A 17,753-nucleotide genomic window follows, 5' to 3' on the forward strand; every position below is an offset into this window, starting at 1 on the left:
TGGACAATCGCTTGAACGAACGATATGCGCCCTGTATGCGGCACAGCAGTCAGAACCTATCACCGATTGAGGATTTCGACAGAGCCTCGCACATCCAATTCGAGGGCAATCGGCAGTGGACGCTGCTCCGACGAGTCGCTCACTCTCCCTCACACTCATCTCGGAGGTGCGAACCGAGATCGTCGATGAACTCCTCGCACCGAGGGCATTTCACCTTCTGTGGCGAGCCTCGCGAGTCGGGGCCTGAATCGCCGGTCGACATCCCGTATTCCTCTTCGAGTACGGTTCGAGCAGCATCGCGCCACGCCGGCCCGTGGCCGCCGAATCGTCGGACCAGCCCATTCGGGGTCCCGTGCTCGATGAGGTGCTCGTTCGCTTCGAGGAAGGCGTCGATGACGTCGGCCGGTGGGTGCTCTTCGAGGTGATAGACGACAACGACCTGTTTCCCGAAGCTCGCACCAGCGCCATTTCTCGCCCCCCGAATCGTGAACGAGTGGACGCCGACCGCACGATGGCGAGCCGCTACCTCGGTCGGCAGGGCCGACCCTGGGGCTGGGCCATTCGCCTCCAGGTAGTCGATCACCTCGTAGGGCGGTTCCTCGCGCGCGCCGCTGGTCATGGGTGAGGCGATTCGAACGCGTCCATTTGTGTTCTTTGTCTTCGCGAGGATGTGCCTCCGGTGAGCCGCAGTGGTAGCCACGCCGGTCGGCGGCCGTCGGGGAGACGGGGCCTTGTCAGTAGGTGTGGCCGAAGATGCTCAATCGCCACTCAGGGGTCGTCATCACTCGGTGGGCGCTTCGAAAGCCGATCGAAGCGGTCCTGTGCGTCGTCGATTCGTTGCTCCGATTCTACGGGTTTGTAGTCCGCATCAACGAGCGCCCCATCAGCAACCTCGATCTCGAGCACCGCATCCGCGTGCCGTGCTGGTTGGGGGAGGTCGTGCTGGTCGACGGCCAGTTCATACCGCTCGTCCTCGCCCGAAACCTCCAGTACCGCCAGCTCGTCTTCGAAGCGATCCAGTACCGCCGTGTAGGTGCCATCGGGAATCATGAGTACGCCTCGTTGAGTACCGTTGACCCATCATCGTCCGTGACAATGACCGTATCGCCGCCGTTGTTCCAGATCGGACTGCCCGACTCCCAGTAGAGGTCCGTCTCCGTATCGGTCCCACTCCCGGTGTGGATCGTGATCGTGGCGCCGGCCGCGAGCGTAGTCACATCGGGGATGGTGTAGGTGGCGCCGGCTTCGTCGCTGACCGTCCACCCGGAGAGGTCGAGCGGCCCGTCGCCGGTGTTCTCGAGGACGATGTACTCGTCGTTGAGATTGTCTCTGTCGCTCCCCTCGGCATCGGCGTGAACCGACGCGAGGGCGAGCTCGCCTGAGCCTGTCCCCGCGTCCGGGCTCGACGTGGCGGTCCCGCCGTCGGTGGCGACGGCTGAGGCCGTGCCCGTCGCGTCCATGACACCGCCGCCGCTGATGACGGCGCGGCGCTCGACCGCCGTCGTCGTCCCCAGCTTGACGGGCGACCCATCACGGATGCTCGTCGGCTCCGTCGGGGCCTCCTGCTGGCTTGCGACTGTCACCTCGGTCCCGTCGCTCCGCAGGACGACGTGGCCCTGCGTTGCTGTCCAGTAGGCCGGGATGTCGCGCTCGGCCAGTCGTTGGAGTGTCTCCTCGTTCGGGTGGCCGTACTGCGAATCGTACGCACTCGAGATGACGACCGCCTTCGGCTGGGCGGCATCCAGCAGCGCTCCGCTGGTCGAGCTCTTGCTTCCGTGGTGGCCCGCCTTCATTACGGTCGCCCGGAGCTGGGACCCATACTGGTCGACGAGATACGCCTCCTGGTCGTCCTCGGCGTCACCAGTGAACAGGAAGCTCGTCCCCCCGTAGGTCAGCTTGAGGACGATGCTGTTCTCGTTGCGGGCCTCGTCTTCGAGATACGGGTCCGGCGGGCCCATCACCTGCACGCTCACGTTCTCGAACGGGATGCGGTCGCCCTCGCGCGTCTCGTACAACGTGACGTCGTGGGCTTCGATCGCGTCGAGGTACTCGCTGTAGGTCTGCGTGCCGGCGGCGATACCGGGGTCGTAGACCGCGCCGATGCCGTCGGCTTCGGTCTCGAAGTAGTTGATGACAGCCGCGTTCCCGCCGATGTGGTCGGCGTCGTTGTGCGACGTAACGAGGTAGTCGATCCGGTCGATATCCTGTTGTTGCAGGTACTGCAGGACGTACTCGCCGTCGTCGTTGAAGTGCCCGGTGTCGATGAGCATCGTCTCACCTGTCGGGCCGATGACGAGCGTCGAGACGGACTGGCCGACGTTGATGAAGTGAACCTCTAGGGAGCCATCGGCAGCAGCGTCTCCCCCAGTTGGCTGTGAGGGGTCGCCCCCATCCCCAGCCGGAGCGGCGGGTGCGCTACAACCGGCCAAGACGACGAGTCCAGCACAGACGAGTATCAGTGTTCGAGAGGAGGTAGCCACGTCTTAACAGGGCTTCGTCGGAGTTGGTCAAGAATCTGTTTACAAGGATGGCAGGGGGCCTCGGTTGCATAGACGCGTAGAAGACACGCGCCCCGTCACGGCCCGACCACCACCGCGTGGCCACACCGGAGACACCGGACGATGTCCACGCCGTCTCGCTCGACGATCTCCAGCAGCGCGTGGTGCTCACCCAGCTCGGCGACCGTCGTGAGGATGCGGTCGGGCGTCATCGGCCCAGCATCAGGACCCACCACCCACGAGCGACTGGGCGCGCGAAACCGCCCCCGAGAGGGCCGAACTGATGCGGAAGTCGGTGAACCGGCGGACGAGCAGGTAGCCCACGCCAGCGGACAGGCCGATGCCGACGACCTGCTGCCCGGGCGTCGCACCGCCCGTGCCGACGCCGCCGCCACGGCCGCCGAGCGGCCCGCCCAGCAGCGACGACTGCTGGAGCGACTCGGTGTAGTTGAACGTCGTGCCGTTGGCCGTGTAGTTGCCCGTGAGCGCGCCGTCGGCCGCCTCCGAAGCGTTCCCGGTCACGGCGTCGGCCACACACCACGTCGCGTAGCCGGCGGCCGTGTCGAACTGCCGGTCGCCGCTGTACGAGCTGTCCCCGTGCGAGACGTTGAACGTGAGGCTCGTCGTCTCGTAGGACGGGTCCCAGTACTCGATGAGGAGCCCGGTCGTGCCATCCGTGAGGACACACTCGCCGGCGATGCGCGGGCCAAAGCCGTCCGATGCGGTGTACGTCACTGTCGGGCCGGGCCCATCGTCACTGTCGCCGTCAGGGCAGGACTGGAGGTCCCCGTCGTTGTCCCGGTCGAAGGGGTCACATGGTGGGTTGAGTCCATCGGGCCCGGAGACGCTCCCGCCGCTGGTCCCGCCATCGGTCGCGATGGGCGTGGCAGTCGGCGAGGTCGCCGTGCCGGTCGCGGTCGGCGTGGCCGTGCCGCCCTGGTCGCCGACGCTGATCAGGTAGGGGTCCGGCGCCGACTTGTTCGCGCGCCAGCCCAGCGACTCCCACCGTGTCGACCGGCCGCCGCTGGTCGCGACGACCTCGACGCGGTACGGGTCGCCGTTCGCGAGCCGGACGCTCGCTTTGCCGTAGGCGTTGATGTCCTTCTGGGCAATCTCGTTCCAGTCGCCGGGGCCGGCCGTGAACGTCGTGCCACCCGGCAGCGGGAACTCGATGGCGCGGTCGAAGCGGTAGACCGTCAGCTCCGACATCGAGGGTGGGTAGGTCTGCTTGGCGGCCTCGTCGAGCTGGAACTCGCGGACGAACGTCCCGCTCTCGAAGAGTGTCAGGTCAACAGTTCGCGGGGAGCCGCTGACGGTGATGGATTTCGAGGCGTTCTGGTAGCCGTCGGCGCTCGCCTGGACCGTGTACTCGCCGTCCGAGACGGCAGAGAAGCTATAACTCCCGTCGCTTGTCGCCGTGGTAGCTTTGACCACCGAACCAGATTGTCGCAACTCGACGGTCGCATCATTAATGCCGGAGCCGTCGGCCGAGATTGTGCCGGAAACCTCTACACCGAGACTGCCAGTTGCGCTGCCCGGGTGCCCCAGCGTCCGGAGCATCGCCCGCGTCCCCGACGAGTCCTTGGTATGGTCTGTGTCTAGCGCATAGACCGAGTTGTCCACACTCCCGACATAGACCGTCCCGCCCGCGACCGTCGGCGAGGAGTATACGGTGCTCCCAGTCGAGTAGGACCACTTCTCGTTGCCCGTCGATGCGTCGAGCGCATAGATCGAGTTGTCGTTGCTCCCGATATAGACCGTCCCGCCCGCGACCGTCGGCGAGGAACGAAAGTCACCCCCCGTCGAGTACGACCACTCCTCGTTGCCGGTCGATGCGTCGAGCGCATAGATCGAGTTGTCATCACTCCCGACATAGACCGTCCCGTCCGCGACCGTCGGCGAGGAGCGCACGAGGTTCCCGGTCGCGTATGACCACTCCTCGTTGCCCGTCGATGCGTCGAGCGCGTAGAGCGAGCCGTCGTTGCTCCCGACATAGACCGTCCCGTCGGATACTGTCGGCGAGGAGCGCATGTAGCTCCCCGTCGTGTAGGACCACTCCTCCGTGCCGGTCGATGCGTCGATCGCACGGACTGTGCCGTCGCCGACCGCGACGTATACCGTCCCGCCCGCGACCGTCGGCGAGGGGTATAAGTCGCCCCCCGCTGCATACGACCACTCCTCGTTGCCCGTCGATGCGTCGAGCGCATAGACCGAGCCGTCGTTGCTCCCGACGTATACCGTCCCGTCCACGACCGTCGGCGAGGAACGAACGTAACTCCCCGTCGAGTAGGACCACTCCTCGTTGCCCGTCGATGCGTCCAGCGCATAGACCGAGTTGTCGTAGCTCGCGACGTATACCGTCCCGTCCGCGACCGTCGGCGAGGAACGAATGTCGTCCCCCGTCGAGTACGACCACTCCTCGTTACCCGTCGATGCGTCCAGCGCATGGACCGAGTTGTCGTAGCTCCCGACGTATACCGTCCCGTCCGCGACCGTCGGCGAGGAGTATACGTTGCTCCCTGTCTCGTACGACCACTCCACGTTCCCAGGCGCGACCGTGGTCGTATTGTCAGCGGCAACAGGTGTGGACCCAATGGCGACTGTGCCGGTGGCCGAGAGCATTACGAGCGCGACGGCACCTAGCGCCGCAGCCTGCTCCCGCTCGACAGCAGACAGCCGACTGGTAACTCCTCGACCGACCGAGACGAGCTCGTCGAGGACCAGCTGCGGGTCCGGCCGGACGACCAGGACCAGCGCCAGCAGCGCGACCGCCCCAGCCTCCTGGACGAGGACGGCCCAGCGCAGCGTCTCGGGCAGGCCCGCGGTCGCGATAGCGTAGACGTTCGCGAGCCCGTCGAGGGCGAGCGCGGACGAGACGAGCGCGCCCAGGTGCCAGTACTGCACGCGGTCACCGTGCGTCTGGTCGCGGGCGGCCGCGACGCGCAGCGCCCAGAATATCGTCGCGACCAGCAGCGGCGTCCCAGCTGCCCACGTCGCGAGTCCGAGATGCTCGATCACGCCCGCGGAGACTGGGTTCACCTCGCGAGCCGCTGCGGCGCCGACCATCACGAGCGTCGTGACGACCGCCAGCCACGAGCCGAGATGGCCCGCTATCTCCGCGAGTCGGAGTCGCTCCCGTTCGATTCCGTTACCGTCCGCGTGTTGGATGTCACTCATGGTTGTGTCAGAGGCCGCCCGCCAGCGAACCGAGCAGTTCCAGAAGCTGTGCGACCACTCCGCTATCGAGCGAGAGCGCGCCCGTCGCGATGCCCGCCACCGCCCCGATGGCGAGTACGCCAGCGACCACGCTCCCGATGCGGAGCCACCGCGCGCCACCGATGAGCAGCGATGAGAGTTCGCGGCTGTACCAGAGACCAGCCAGCAGCAGCGCCACCGCGCCGACCGAGACACCACCGATGCCGAACTGGTCGAACAGGAATCCGACCGCGGCCTCCAGTAGCTCGACGACTACCACGAACCAGCACCCCCCTCGGGCTCCCAGGTTAACCACGCGCGCGTACGGGCCCTGTCAGTGAGCTGGTACGTGGCGCCCTGGCCTCGGCTGTTCAATCCGGGGGTGGCCGCGGCCTCAGAGCGCATCGAGCGCCACCTCGCGTTCCGGGTAGGAGATGGAGATCTCGCCCTCGAACCCGTAGGTTCGGTATGGGTTCGGCCACGAGATCGGGACGAAGTTCATCGAGTTCCACATCACCGCCTCGCCCTTGCTGAGACCCGAGCTGTAGTTCGGGTAGATGGGGATAGAATCGGGGAGGCCAGTCAGCGAACCCGAGGGGCGGGGCGTCTCGGGCATCGTCATCCAGAGCCGTTCCTTCTCCCGCACCGTCTCCTCGAACGTCGCCAGCGAGTGCGACATGAAGACACAGGAGAGGTTCTTCTTCCGGGCCTTGCCGAACGCCTCGGCGAAGCCCTTCACCTTCGTCTTCGTGTCGTTGGCGTCGTTCTCCGGGCGGATGGGCAGCATGTCGCCCGCCTCGTCGATGACCGCCGTCGTCGGGTGCAGCGTCACGTCCTTCTTCGCGCGGGCGTGGACGAGCCCGTGCATCCACTCGACGAGGTCCGTGTTCTCCTCGGTGTCCTCGGCCTCCCACGCCGATGTGAACGAGGCTTCGACGAGGCGCTCACACCCCCGGAACTTCGGATCCGGGAGCACGCCGTAGATGGCGCCCGGACAGGTCTGCTCCAGCAGGTCGACCGGGTCCGTGTACGTCAGCGTATCACGGAACACGTCCGTCGGCTCGATGGCAACCCTGGGCAGGCGGTCGTCGCGAGGGACCGCCTCAACCGTCACCTCGACACCGGCCGGCATCGCGAGCGTCGTGAACGGAGCGAGCGGGAGAATCTCGCACTCGTCCAGCGTGAGCTGCCAGAGGACGGTCTCGTTGTTGATCTCCGTCATCCGCGCGCCGGCCAGGAAGTTCGCCGCGCTCGTCTTGCCCTTCCCCGGCTTCGAGTGGGCGTGCCAGCCGATGCCGCCGTCGTCCATCGCGTCCAGCACCTCGCGATTCTCCGGTCGCGAGAGCCACTCCATCACGCGCTGGCGGGTCTCCGGTTCGTGGTCGAACCGGCTCAGGTCGCCCCGTTCCAGTGCCCAGATGTCCGCGTCCGAGACGTGGATGAGTGCGTTCAGATACGCCGACGGGTAGCGGTACGCCGGGTGGTTCGACGTCTCGGCGCCTTCGAGCACCTTCCAGAACGGCTTCGCACCGAAGTGCTGGTAGATGGACTCGCCGTCGTGGTGGCGATTGCCCTGTGCGTCGAGGCCGAACGTGCCGCCGCTGTCGTGGTAGTAGGCTTGCTTCGAATCGTCGTGCGACTCGAACTCCTGGCGGACCCACTCGCGAACCTCGTCGGGACCGCCGGTACTGTCGATCTGGGTGCGTGCGTGACTCATGGTCAGGTAGAGAGGGGGCCGTGGCTCTCGCTCACGGTCTCGACTGTTTCCTCGGCGCCCGCCTGGAGGGTGCGGACGCCGCGGTTCATGGCCGGCAGCAGCACCGTCGCGGCGAGATTCTCACGCGCCGTGCGGGCGGGCCCATCATCGGGCGGCGCGACTAGCGGGTCGTACCCCATCGGCGTGTAGCAGCAGTACTCCAGGAACGATGCCGGCAGGTGGCCCTCGGTAGCCGGCTGGAGGTCATGCACCCACAGCCGGATGGCCTCGCGGTCGGCGAAGCCGTCGAACAGCGCCAGCAGCGCCTCGCGTTGGGCGCTGTCGGTCGCCGACAACTCGGGCCGCATCGCGATGAACTTCTGGCGCTCCGGATCCGGCGTGCCGTCCTTCTCGTCGGTCTTCTCCGAGTCCGTGTACTCGTGAACGCGGTCCCGAACCCGGTGGAACGCGGTTCGGAACGCGCGGTGGAGCACCATGTCCCCCAACTGACCGCGCCGGAACTGCTCCACCTCGCCGTCGCCGACGAGATCCTCGAGCACGTCGGGCCGCAGTGCCACCGCCCGGAACCAGTCGTCGGGCAGGTAGCCCAGCGACCGCACGGCGACCTGCTGGAGCCACAGGAGCACGTCCTCGCGGGTATCGAAGCCCGCATGGAGATGCTCGATACACTCGCGCTGGTCGGCGGCGAGCTTCCGGAGCGCCGGGCGTCGGCTCTCAGTCATCGGCCGGCACCTCCTCGTCGCTCGTCTCCGGCTCGGTGTCCTGGAACTCCTCGTAGACGTCATGCATCTCGCCGTTGACGCCGGCCGAGTAGCCCCGCATCAGGCTCATCGCCTGCTTGATCGGCTGGACGCTGGCCTCGCCGAGCTTCTGCTCCATCTCCTCGAAGGTCTGCGCGTCCTCGGTCCCCTGCCGCATGGCCACCATCGAGGCGTGGACGCTTTCGAGATGGACCGGCGCGAAGTCCGCCCGCGCGTGGGCGTCATGCTTCGGGCCGAACATGCCGACCAGTAGTGCCGTCGTGAGCGCCCCGACACCGACGAGCGGGCTCAGTGCGAGGCCGGCCAGCGCCCCAACGGCAGCAGCGCCGACACATGAGACCAGGATACGGTCGACGTTCCAGGCGCGCTCGGTGACTGGCTCGCCGGCCTCGTCGAGCACCGTCTCGCCCTCGTCGGTCGTCTGGACCGTCGAGCGCTTCCAGGCGAACGTGAAGCCCTCGGGTTCGATATCGAGAAGCTGGTCGGCGTCGGGGGCGAGGTAGATCTTCTCGTCGACGCTGCCCTCGTCGACCTCGACCATCGCCGCCCGCTCGTCGTAATTCAGGAAGGTCGCGGGCTGGCCGACCAACCGGGCCAGGAACCGGAGCGGGCCCGTTCCGACGACCGCGTAGCCGCCGTCCGGGAGCTTGACGACGCGCTTCGTCGTCTCTCGCTCACCGATACGGCCGACGACCTCCTCGCCGCGTGGCGAGGTGGCCTCTTCGACCTTCGGCTGGACGAAGCGGACGCGCTGGACGTTCTGCTGGAACGTCTCCAGCATGATGAGCCACGCCAGCACCAGCACCCAGAGCGCGATGGCCCACGGATTCGCGACGACGAAGTTCGCGATGCCGGCGTAATCGATGAACAGCGCCAGGCCGGTGGACACCGACCAGCCGATAATCCAGGGCGTGTACCCCCACTGCGGACCGACGCCGGCGATGGCCATCGCCTTCCGGATGGACCACCCGCCCGTGATGAGCCCGACCAGGAGGAGCCACCCGAAGTCGAAGATGACCGAGCGCAGGTAGTCGCCCTGCGAGTCGATGCCCGCCGACTGGGTGGTCGCGACCGAGTGATGGCCGAAGACCCACCGCGTCTCCGGGTTGTCGGCCAGCCACATCGTCACGCGGACTGGGTCCTCGTGACGCTGCAGCGGGACCTCGATGGTCGGCCGGCCGCGCTGGTACTCCAGGGTCTGCGTGTGGGCGCTGACGTTGGCCGCGTACCGGACCGACTCCGTAGAGTTGCCCCGTTGGACGGTCTTCGTCCTGGGCTCCCAGTAGGCGATCTTCAGGTCCGCCGAGCCGGACTCGAGGGCGAACGTCCGGAGGTAGACCTCGTTCTTCTTGACCGTCTGCATCCCCTGGGCGCCGACGTACTTCCAGTTCGAGTTGTCGGGGGCGCCGCCGCTCCCGGCCGGCCACGCAATCAGCCACCAGAACCGCTCGTCGGCGAGCCGGAGGCTCTGGGCATCCGCGGCGACCGGCTGGCCGCCACGGGACAGCTCCTCGATGGTGGGACCGTCGGACTCAGATTGGCCCCCGCCCCGGTTCGTCTCGGGCGTCGGCGTCGCCGTCGACGCTGGACTCGCGGTTGGGGTCGAGGTCGCTGGCGTCGCGGTCGGCGTCGACGTGTTCCGGTCCTCCTGCGGGGCGGCGACGGCGACCGCCGGCGCGACCGACGCGATGAGTGCGAGTGCGGCCAGCGCCGCAGCGACGCGGGCTCGCACGGTCAGTAGGCCCCCGTGATGGCCGCCATGAGGCCCGACACCAGCGACTCGACGGCCTCTGGTGCCACGACGACCGCCGTCAGTACCGCGCCGACGATGGTCAGCAGCACCGCCGCTCGCGTGTCGATCTGGATAAACGTCGCCATCAGTCGCCAGCACCCCCGTTGGGCGGGCTTGGCTGCGTGCCGTCGATACTGGATGGCGGGTCGGCTGCCGCCGACCGTGTCACCGAGACCTCCCGTACCGCGGGGTCGGCCTCCTCTGGCCACGTCCACGGCTCGGGGGCTGAGCGACCGTACCGCTGCGCTGCTGGTGTCGCCTCGGCCGCTGAGGGCTGGCCGAGGATGGACATGATCCACTGGCCGTCTCGTGTCGGGCCCCGCCAGCGGTCCGTTGCGCGTCGGCAGCGCCGGCACTCGTGGACGTGCGCCGGCGTCCCTTTGCACAGCGTCGTGTCGATCATGAGGCCGAAGCCGACGAGCCCGCCGACGGCGAGGGCGAGTCCGGCGACCGGTGAGTTGCCGCGGACGCCCAGCGCACCGGCGTAGATGGTCACTGCTGCCAGGAGGAGGTACGTCGCGACCGGAGCGAGGTGTCCGGTCTCGCGGAGCGCCTCGATAGCGCCCCACGACCGGTCCCAGTCCCGCTCACGAAGCTCCTGTTCGAACGCCGCCGGCACGGCCAGACCAGCGTACTGCGTGCCGTGCGTCACGACTCACGCACCTCCACGATGCCGATGGCCGCAACCAGCGCCAGCGGGATGAGTGCCAGCGCCGGTTGGTCCATGATCTCCGGCGAGAGGGACAGTATCCATCCGCCGGCGACGAACGCCGCCGCGGCCACGCCCGTCACGAGGAAGGAGACGTAGCCCTGGCGGCCACCGTACGAGAGCGCGATGCTGGGGTCCTCGTCCCTCCCGGCGACCGCCCGCCGGTAGGTGTACAGGAGCAGCACTCCCGTTGTGACGAGTGCGATGCCGTACCGCGCGCCATCGACCACGGCTGGGAGCTGGTCAAGAGGCATCGCCGTACACCTCCGAGAGCAGGAAGGTCCCGGCGACCGCCATCAGCGCAATGCCGACGTACTGGTCGACGGTCAGCCGGATGGTCCCCGAGAGCACGCCGGCCCCGAGCCCGATGCCGGCGAGATTCGAGACGATGAACGGATGGCTACCGATGAACTGGGTGAGCATCGCGACGATGTCGACGCCCTGGATGATGGCGATGCCACCAGCCGTGATGACGCCGCCAGCGATCATCCCGAGCCACCGAGCGGTTCGGTTGGTTGCCCACTCGAACCGGTCGTCCGTTGACTCGGGGGCGTTCAGGTACGCCGCGATGTACCGGGCTGCCAGCACCAGGATGGCGCCGCCAAAGATGACGATCAGCAGCGTCACCGCGTCCGTCACCTGAATGCCGAAGAGTTCGGCCATCAGGTGCCACCTCCGTTGGTTCGGCCGCGCAGAACGGCCGGCGATGCCTCCGGTCGTGAAGTTGTGATGTGTCTCATCGGTCGTTGAGCCAGGTTTCCGCACGGTCCTTGAGCCGATCCAGCTGCACTGCGACGAAGATGATAGCCGCGCCGAGCAGCGCGGGGCCACCGTACTGGCCCAGCCCGACTCGCGGGAAGATCTCGCCCGCGCTCACCGCGATGGCCGGGAACCAGTACCCGGACGTAGCCGAGATGAGCGTCCAGACCGGCTCGAACCAGCCGAAGCTTAGCCCACCCAGCAGGCTCACGAACGCCGAGAGCTGCGTGATAGGGTGGAAGACGGCCTCTTTCGCTTGTTGTGGAACTGTCATCGTCCGAGAAGTGCCATGATGCTGCTGCCGCCCGGGACCAGCGCCAGCCCGGCCACGGTGACTCGATACAGGACGAACAGCGTCACGCCCGCCGCCGCCATCGCGACCAGTGGTCCGGCCGGGCCCGCGCTCTCGACCACGGCGACCAGTGACTGTTGGAGCCCGCGCAGCGCGCCGAGGAGGTCGAACCCGACGAACGCGAACGCGACCACGAGTTGGCGCTGCACCCAGGCCAGCCCGCCGACCAACAGATCGAACGGGAACAGCACCGCGCCGATGAGGAACTCGAAGAACCCGAAGAGCACGGACACGACGAAGCCCGAAACCACCGAGATGACCAGCGCCGCCGGATTGCTCGCGAAGCGCCGCAGGAAGCGGGCGGTGCCGCTGCTGAACTGCTTCGCGACTTCCGTCGAGGTCCCGAGGCCGGGGCCGATGGGAATCAGCGTGATACCGTCGTCGTCAGGCACGACTGATCACCCAGCGGAAAACGAACACGGCCGTCAGTCCGATGCCGATGGCTACGACGAGGCTGGCCGGGCCGGCCTCGAGGACGAACATCCAGGCTGCCAGGAAGCCCTCCTGGACCAGGACGCCAGGCAGCCCGACGAGCAGGCTGACGACGCTCGCGAGGAAGTTGCCGAAGCCGGCCAGTAACGCGAGCGGGACATCGAAGATACCCAGCACCAGGCTGGCCACGCCAGTCAGGAAGGCCCCGAACGTGGCGCCGATGCCGACCTGTGCGATGCGGCCGAAATCGGGCGTCTGGAAGCCGTTCGGGCCCACACTGAGGAAGTCGCTGACCCTAACCACGACCAACCACCCCCGGTTCGCGGGCCGTCATCATCCGGTCGGCACGAGCGGTGGTCGAACGCATCGTCACTCCTCCTGTGCCTCCTCGGCGTCCTCCGCGCCGGGTGTGGGGATATCCAGGCCGCTCCCCACCAGCGGGAAGAAGTTCGTCGTCTCTTCCTCGCTCACGAACGCGATGATGACGTAGCCGCTCAGCGCGACGATGCCGAACGCGATGGGCAGTGAGAGCGGACTCGCGAACAGGCCGCCGGGGCCGATCGAACGGGCGCTCCCGATGGCCCCGAAGTCGATGACGATGCCGAACGATGCCAGGAAGGACTCGGTCAGGCCCGCGGCGCCACTGGCGAACGCCGCCATCGGCTTGATGAAGACGTCCGCGAGCGTGAGAATGCCCGACGCCAGCGCGCCGCCGATGGCCAGCAGGATGGCGCTTAGGCCCTGGAAGATGACGCCGCCGATGCTTCCGGCGTTCTTCGCCCGGTCGAACAGCCGCCGGACCCGTGGCCCGCCTGCGCCGGACGCCGACATCGTCAGCTCCCGCCTCCGAAGATCTTCCCGAGGCCGAGCGCGGTGATGGCCGCGCCGATGAGGCCGGTGATCTTCCCGAGCGTCGTGCTCAGGAACCCGCCGGACTTCCCTGTCGGGCCGCCGGCGACGGTGCCGCCCTCCTGGAACACCGCGTCAGCCTCGGAGCTCGTGTAGACGATCTCCATCCCGACCGCGGCGTCGTGGTCGCTGGACGCCGAGATGTCCGTCGCGAGTTCGACGCGATCACCGATGGCACCGTTGAACTGGCTGGTGGCGCCGGTCGTCGATGCCTCGGAGTAGTTGCCGGCGTAGCCGGTGGCGTAGTCGACGCTGATGTACTGGCTGCCAGGCTGGCGCTGCTCGGCCACGAGGTCGAGCGTGCCGTGGGTCACGTCGACCGGTGCCGGGATGTCCCAGACCGCGAGCGGCTGGCCCTCCAGCCGGTCGGAGTAGCTGGCGTAGTCCTCGGCGTCGGTCATGGTGACGTTCGAGCCGTCAGCCATCGAGAGCGGGTAGTTGACCGTCGCGTCACCCGCCCCGACGACGAGGTCGTGGACGTGGGCGTCGCCCCAGTGGTCCGCGAGCCCGTCGAGTGAGCGGAAGCGGACGGTGCCGCCGTCGACGTTCGTTCGGGTCTCGGTCTCGTAGCGGTCGTCCGAGTCGGCCTGATACGCGACCGTGCCGAAGGCCATCGTCTCCTTCGCGGAGACATCCATCCCGGTCAGGGCGAGGTCAGCGTCGGCGTCGGTGACGTTGAGTCGGACCGTGTCGATCTCCGACAGCGTCCCGTCGCCCGTGCCCTGGACCCCGTTGGCTGAGACCAGCGTGTCCACACGCGTGCTCGCGTAGAAGGCGCCGGTCTCGTTCGCGAAGGTCTCCTCATCCGCGTCGGCCGCGCTCTCGGCGATGGTCGCATACGCGTAGTCACCGTCCGTGTCGACGATCTCGACGCGGACGGTCGCGCCGCTGTCGAGCGTGTTCAGCTCGCCCGCCATCGTGACGACGCGCTTGCGGGCGTCGTCGAGCGAGACGTTGTCGCTGTAGCTGAAGAGCACCGTGTCGCCGGCGGTCATGCTGCCGTCGGTCGCCAGCTGCGTCGGCGCCGCGCGGACGTTGGGCGCGCTGCCCCACTCCGAGACGCTGCCCTTGGCCGACGCCGAGCCGCTGACCGACCAATCGCCCTCCTCGGCGACGAACGACTGGCCCTCGACGTTGGCCTCGTCGTCGGTGACGGGGCCGTAGAGGTCCGGGTCGTCGATGTACGCCGGCGACACCTCGATGGGCGCGTCGGCGTCCGAGGTGTTCACCTCGGCCGGGAGGTCGGTGTTGCTGCCGTCATCAGCTTCGTAGGCGAGCGGGTCGGTGCCGTGCTCGCCCATGCGATGCTCGGCGATGGTCACGTCGGTCTCTTCCACCCAGACGCGCGGGCTCTCGTCGCTGGTCGTATCGATGGGTGGGGCACCGTTCTCGCGTTCGTCGTGGTCGGCCATCGCGACCGGCGCGACCATCGCGGTCGCGAGGAGGATGGCGATCAGCGCGATGAAGCCCTGCTGGACGAGCCGTCTCATCGGCGCTCCTCCACGTCGAACACCGCCTCGATGAGCTCGGGGTCGACCGACGCGAGGTCGCCGACCTCAAGCGTCGAGGCGATGTCGGCCTGCGCTGTCATGGAATCAGTACTACTGGGTCGTGCCTCCCCGGAAAAGGAGGTCGACGGGGGCTCTCGCCGTCCGTCTGGGGTTGCGCTCATGGATTGCGCTCCGCCCACGGCCCAGGGCCGCGGGCTTCCAGCAATCCAGTGGTGGAAAATATGTCAACTGTCGGATTATACTGCGCGGATGGCGTGCGAATCCCTCGCGGATACTGTGCAAATACTGTGCGCTATTCGCCGGCATGCGGTCGTACTGGACGCAGGATTTGTTACGATAGGCCTCTCTGAATATCGTATGTCAGCGCAGAACTGTTCTATCCGTTCACTGATGTGTCTCGGAACACGTCGGCATGGAGTGACGCTGGACCCTGGGTGGGTGGCCGATGCCGGGCTCTCGGTGGGCGAGACCATCGGCATCGACCGTGGCGCCGGGAAGTACGCTGAGCGCGGGGCGACGCTTCATCTGGGCGACTACGACGCGGACACGGTCGACTACGAGCGGACACTGGGGGAGTGTGGGGACTCGGTCGCGGTGACGCTTCCACCTGGAATCCGCGAGTGGCTCGATGCCGAGCTACAGGAATCGCTGTATCTCATGCGGACGGGCGATGGCGAGGATGTGCTCGTCGAGGCGCCGTAGCCTCGATCTCTTATGATGGTTCTGATGAACTTCCCCGTATGTCACACGAACCGCTTGCTGGCTATAGAGGATGGATAGAGTACGTGGACTGCGTTCGGTTCAGTCCGATCTAAATGAGACTGTTGTTAGGCTTGGATACAGATTGTCCAATTACATCTTCAATTCTGATATTATTTTAGTATTTGCATACAATCTAGTTTAGTATCGCTGCACACACTATATTTTGTTTGGAATTGTAGAATTATCTATGAACAGCGACCCCCCAGAGCGTGAGCGGTGGGGGGAGATGCCCGAGGCGCTCCCGGACCCGTATCGGCGTCAGCTGCTCGTCGCGCTCCTCCAACACAACCCCCAGGAAGACGATGACCCTGACCCGCTCAACGTCGTTGCCGACCCCGACGAGGATAGGCAACTCCTCCAGACCGCGATGACGCATAAGCATCTACCAAAACCGGAGGAAATCGGCTTCATTGAGTGGGACCGCGATAAGAATCGAATCAGGATTGGCCCCCGCTGGGACGATATCGCGCCGCTCCTCCGCCTCATTCAGGACCACCAGAACGAACTCCCCGCGGGCTGGTTGTAGGCTGCTCTCGCTCCCTGCGATACAGCCAGTGTCTGTCCTTGGTAATTCCGCTCCATAGCTTTCGAACCGGTATCGTGCGAGATACGCGCTGTAAACTCAGCACGGCAGCGAAATCCTATCCCCGATAGATTATTTCCAACAGTAGCATTCGAAACGGTTCGACAACTACCCACAAAAGCAATTGTCGAATTTCACCACTCCATAGACCCCATTAAAGTGTGAAGATAATCGAGCGCTTCTCAGAAATATCTCCTCTCTCCTCTGAGCTCGTGGGGCGGCTGAATACTGCTTCCATGAGCAGGCATCAGAGAACCATTCACCTGACTAGAACCATGGCCACCTATATATTGGATTAATATACGGATTAAGAACCTACATTCAATTTCATAGATTGTGAAAGAATCTGACTAGGTATAAGTACTCTGGCCATGCAGCAAAATTTGCAATGCCAGACAATACCACACTCACCAAATCAGTAAAAGAATTTTTCGCGTACGATCCAGATAAAGATCAATGGTCGGATGAGCCGGTCCCAGAGGAGGAGCGAATGGGTGTTTGGGGTCCGACGTCAGTTTGGATAGGATTCGCGATCGCGTATATTGTGGCCTTCATCGGTGCACAAATATATTTCGGGCTAGGAATGCCGGATGCGATTTATGCCATCGTTTTAGGGAACCTCATCTTAGTGGTGTATTCGGGTGCGCTTGCCTACGCAGCTGCCGAAGGCGGATTGAACTTTCCACTGCAAGTCAAGGAGGCGTTCGGGAGTTTAGGCGCGCTAATTCCGATCGCAATAATGGGGCTATTGGTGAACGGCTGGTACGCCTACCAAGCATGGCTCGCCGCAGACGTTATTCGAGCAGCGTGGAGCCCCCCTTGGTTGCTTTTGGCCGTGGGGATCACCGTCCTCTACGGGATTCCTTCAATTATTGGAATTGAGGCTCTGGAGGAGGTCGTCACTAAACTGGTAATTCCGCTAATGCTAATCGCAGGGATATACATGCTCGTGGTAAAAGTTCTCCCTGCAGGCGCGAGTATTCTCAATAAGCCGGCCCCGGGGGAGCAGATTCCATTTATGGTGGGTGTCGGGTTGGCCTGGGGTACATTTGCTGTTAGCGGAACTGCGACGGGTGATATTGTCCGGTTTGCATCAAGTACCAGAAATGCCATCATCGCCACAGTCGTCGCCTTCCTCATCTGTAACACCGGGATGATGGTTCTTGGGGCACTGGTGGCAGCGACATTGCCGGAGCTCAGTCTCTACTTCGGCATGATTGGTCTTCTAGCGTCTATCCCGCTTGTGATAGTTGCATTCGTCAGTTGCTTCTCAACCTGCGATGCCTGCCATTATGGCGCCACGATGAGCTACACAAATCTACACGAGAAGATCACATGGCGAACAGCTGCAGTGGGCGCCATGTTAATCTCTGTAATTGCTGTCGTATCCGGTATAATTTCTAATCTGTTAGGCTATTTGATCCTAATCGGTATTGTTGTGCCTCCAATTGGGGCAATCATCCTCAGTGAATTTTTCATCGTTCGGAAGTACCAATCATTCGACATAGTGCGCAAAGAACGGCTCAATATTCCTGCAATTATTAGTCTGATTCTGGCGATTGGGCTGAACTATTACGTATATAATAATATTCCCGTAATTCCGACTGGGCTAGCAGGGCTACTCTTGGCGTTCATTCTCTACCCAGTCCTGGACTGGATGAGGGCGAGCATTTCAGGCGAGGATTCGGTACGACAACACCTCGAAGGCCAGGCTGACCCGATCCCAGACGACGATTAATATTCAGACCACATCAATCCACATTAACAATGAGC

At 65.1% G+C, this 17,753-nt stretch carries 21 protein-coding genes; 3 read left to right on the forward strand and 18 right to left on the reverse strand.

Annotated features, from left to right (window positions below; all coding sequences use genetic code 11):
* Nucleotides 1-139: 139 nt before the first annotated feature.
* The 18 genes from P2T62_RS06435 to P2T62_RS06520 form a co-directional block, all read right to left on the reverse strand.
* Nucleotides 140-700 (reverse strand): hypothetical protein, encoded by a 561-nt coding sequence (locus P2T62_RS06435; RefSeq protein WP_276260572.1) that lies wholly within the window; start codon nucleotides 698-700, stop codon nucleotides 140-142.
* 68 nt (nucleotides 701-768) lie between these two features.
* A complete protein-coding gene (locus P2T62_RS06440; RefSeq protein ID WP_276260573.1) occupies nucleotides 769-1,050 on the reverse strand; it encodes a DUF3006 domain-containing protein in 282 nt (93 codons plus the stop codon).
* Complete coding sequence (locus tag P2T62_RS06445) at nucleotides 1,047-2,429, reverse strand: lamin tail domain-containing protein (RefSeq protein WP_276260574.1); 1,383 nt, start codon at nucleotides 2,427-2,429, stop codon at nucleotides 1,047-1,049. The genes P2T62_RS06440 and P2T62_RS06445 overlap by 4 nt, the downstream gene beginning before the upstream one ends.
* Before the next feature lie 146 nt (nucleotides 2,430-2,575).
* A complete protein-coding gene (locus tag P2T62_RS06450; RefSeq protein WP_276260575.1) occupies nucleotides 2,576-2,710 on the reverse strand; it encodes a hypothetical protein in 135 nt (44 codons plus the stop codon).
* 10 nt (nucleotides 2,711-2,720) lie between these two features.
* The gene (locus tag P2T62_RS06455) at nucleotides 2,721-5,675 is read right to left on the reverse strand and encodes an outer membrane protein assembly factor BamB family protein (RefSeq protein WP_276260576.1); all 2,955 of its coding nucleotides are present in this window, start codon (nucleotides 5,673-5,675) and stop codon (nucleotides 2,721-2,723) included.
* 7 nt (nucleotides 5,676-5,682) lie between these two features.
* A complete protein-coding gene (locus P2T62_RS06460; RefSeq protein ID WP_276260577.1) occupies nucleotides 5,683-5,973 on the reverse strand; it encodes a hypothetical protein in 291 nt (96 codons plus the stop codon).
* A gap of 114 nt (nucleotides 5,974-6,087) precedes the next feature.
* Nucleotides 6,088-7,410, reverse strand: a complete 1,323-nt coding sequence (locus P2T62_RS06465) for a hypothetical protein (protein WP_276260578.1) — start codon at nucleotides 7,408-7,410, stop codon at nucleotides 6,088-6,090.
* Nucleotides 7,411-7,412: 2 nt separating this feature from the next.
* Nucleotides 7,413-8,132, reverse strand: coding sequence for a hypothetical protein (locus P2T62_RS06470; RefSeq protein WP_276260579.1), 720 nt, complete (start codon nucleotides 8,130-8,132; stop codon nucleotides 7,413-7,415).
* Nucleotides 8,125-9,903 (reverse strand): hypothetical protein, encoded by a 1,779-nt coding sequence (locus P2T62_RS06475; protein ID WP_276260580.1) that lies wholly within the window; start codon nucleotides 9,901-9,903, stop codon nucleotides 8,125-8,127. The genes P2T62_RS06470 and P2T62_RS06475 overlap by 8 nt, the downstream gene beginning before the upstream one ends.
* A gap of 2 nt (nucleotides 9,904-9,905) precedes the next feature.
* Complete coding sequence (locus P2T62_RS06480; protein WP_276260581.1) at nucleotides 9,906-10,049, reverse strand: hypothetical protein; 144 nt, start codon at nucleotides 10,047-10,049, stop codon at nucleotides 9,906-9,908.
* Nucleotides 10,049-10,615, reverse strand: coding sequence for a hypothetical protein (locus tag P2T62_RS06485; protein WP_276260582.1), 567 nt, complete (start codon nucleotides 10,613-10,615; stop codon nucleotides 10,049-10,051). Before P2T62_RS06485 ends, P2T62_RS06480 begins: the two co-directional genes overlap by 1 nt.
* Complete coding sequence (locus tag P2T62_RS06490; RefSeq protein WP_276260583.1) at nucleotides 10,612-10,926, reverse strand: hypothetical protein; 315 nt, start codon at nucleotides 10,924-10,926, stop codon at nucleotides 10,612-10,614. Before P2T62_RS06490 ends, P2T62_RS06485 begins: the two co-directional genes overlap by 4 nt.
* Nucleotides 10,916-11,335, reverse strand: a complete 420-nt coding sequence (locus tag P2T62_RS06495) for a hypothetical protein (protein WP_276260584.1) — start codon at nucleotides 11,333-11,335, stop codon at nucleotides 10,916-10,918. The genes P2T62_RS06490 and P2T62_RS06495 overlap by 11 nt, the downstream gene beginning before the upstream one ends.
* Before the next feature lie 73 nt (nucleotides 11,336-11,408).
* Complete coding sequence (locus P2T62_RS06500; protein WP_276260585.1) at nucleotides 11,409-11,705, reverse strand: hypothetical protein; 297 nt, start codon at nucleotides 11,703-11,705, stop codon at nucleotides 11,409-11,411.
* Complete coding sequence (locus P2T62_RS06505; protein ID WP_276260586.1) at nucleotides 11,702-12,175, reverse strand: hypothetical protein; 474 nt, start codon at nucleotides 12,173-12,175, stop codon at nucleotides 11,702-11,704. Before P2T62_RS06505 ends, P2T62_RS06500 begins: the two co-directional genes overlap by 4 nt.
* Complete coding sequence (locus P2T62_RS06510; RefSeq protein WP_276260587.1) at nucleotides 12,168-12,518, reverse strand: hypothetical protein; 351 nt, start codon at nucleotides 12,516-12,518, stop codon at nucleotides 12,168-12,170. The genes P2T62_RS06505 and P2T62_RS06510 overlap by 8 nt, the downstream gene beginning before the upstream one ends.
* Before the next feature lie 66 nt (nucleotides 12,519-12,584).
* Complete coding sequence (locus P2T62_RS06515) at nucleotides 12,585-13,046, reverse strand: hypothetical protein (protein ID WP_276260588.1); 462 nt, start codon at nucleotides 13,044-13,046, stop codon at nucleotides 12,585-12,587.
* Nucleotides 13,047-13,048: 2 nt separating this feature from the next.
* Nucleotides 13,049-14,614 (reverse strand): hypothetical protein, encoded by a 1,566-nt coding sequence (locus P2T62_RS06520; RefSeq protein WP_276260589.1) that lies wholly within the window; start codon nucleotides 14,612-14,614, stop codon nucleotides 13,049-13,051.
* Nucleotides 14,615-15,052: 438 nt separating this feature from the next.
* On the opposite strand from P2T62_RS06520, the gene P2T62_RS06525 reads away from it, so the two are divergent.
* From P2T62_RS06525 to P2T62_RS06535, 3 genes are all read left to right on the forward strand, one after another.
* Complete coding sequence (locus P2T62_RS06525) at nucleotides 15,053-15,337, forward strand: hypothetical protein (RefSeq protein WP_276260590.1); 285 nt, start codon at nucleotides 15,053-15,055, stop codon at nucleotides 15,335-15,337.
* Between the two features lie 247 nt (nucleotides 15,338-15,584).
* Nucleotides 15,585-15,923 carry an ArsR family transcriptional regulator gene (locus tag P2T62_RS06530; protein ID WP_276260591.1) on the forward strand — a complete coding sequence of 113 codons (339 nt, stop codon included), beginning with the start codon at nucleotides 15,585-15,587 and terminating at the stop codon, nucleotides 15,921-15,923.
* Nucleotides 15,924-16,368: 445 nt separating this feature from the next.
* Complete coding sequence (locus P2T62_RS06535; protein WP_276260592.1) at nucleotides 16,369-17,718, forward strand: purine-cytosine permease family protein; 1,350 nt, start codon at nucleotides 16,369-16,371, stop codon at nucleotides 17,716-17,718.
* Nucleotides 17,719-17,753: the final 35 nt, after the last annotated feature.

Source organism: Haloglomus litoreum (assembly GCF_029338515.1).
In the GTDB taxonomy this organism is placed as follows: Archaea; Halobacteriota; Halobacteria; order Halobacteriales; family Haloarculaceae; genus Haloglomus; species Haloglomus litoreum.

Coding starts and splice junctions, on each gene's coding strand:
- P2T62_RS06495 (WP_276260584.1), bottom strand. CDS start 11,335: ATGGCCGAACTCTTCGGCATTCAGGTGACGGACGCGGTGACGCTGCTG.
- P2T62_RS06520 (WP_276260589.1), bottom strand. CDS start 14,614: ATGAGACGGCTCGTCCAGCAGGGCTTCATCGCGCTGATCGCCATCCTC.
- P2T62_RS06455 (WP_276260576.1), bottom strand. CDS start 5,675: ATGAGTGACATCCAACACGCGGACGGTAACGGAATCGAACGGGAGCGA.
- P2T62_RS06535 (WP_276260592.1), top strand. CDS start 16,369: ATGCCAGACAATACCACACTCACCAAATCAGTAAAAGAATTTTTCGCG.
- P2T62_RS06490 (WP_276260583.1), bottom strand. CDS start 10,926: ATGCCTCTTGACCAGCTCCCAGCCGTGGTCGATGGCGCGCGGTACGGC.
- P2T62_RS06500 (WP_276260585.1), bottom strand. CDS start 11,705: ATGACAGTTCCACAACAAGCGAAAGAGGCCGTCTTCCACCCTATCACG.
- P2T62_RS06470 (WP_276260579.1), bottom strand. CDS start 8,132: ATGACTGAGAGCCGACGCCCGGCGCTCCGGAAGCTCGCCGCCGACCAG.
- P2T62_RS06480 (WP_276260581.1), bottom strand. CDS start 10,049: ATGGCGACGTTTATCCAGATCGACACGCGAGCGGCGGTGCTGCTGACC.
- P2T62_RS06530 (WP_276260591.1), top strand. CDS start 15,585: ATGAACAGCGACCCCCCAGAGCGTGAGCGGTGGGGGGAGATGCCCGAG.
- P2T62_RS06465 (WP_276260578.1), bottom strand. CDS start 7,410: ATGAGTCACGCACGCACCCAGATCGACAGTACCGGCGGTCCCGACGAG.
- P2T62_RS06450 (WP_276260575.1), bottom strand. CDS start 2,710: ATGACGCCCGACCGCATCCTCACGACGGTCGCCGAGCTGGGTGAGCAC.
- P2T62_RS06515 (WP_276260588.1), bottom strand. CDS start 13,046: ATGTCGGCGTCCGGCGCAGGCGGGCCACGGGTCCGGCGGCTGTTCGAC.
- P2T62_RS06440 (WP_276260573.1), bottom strand. CDS start 1,050: ATGATTCCCGATGGCACCTACACGGCGGTACTGGATCGCTTCGAAGAC.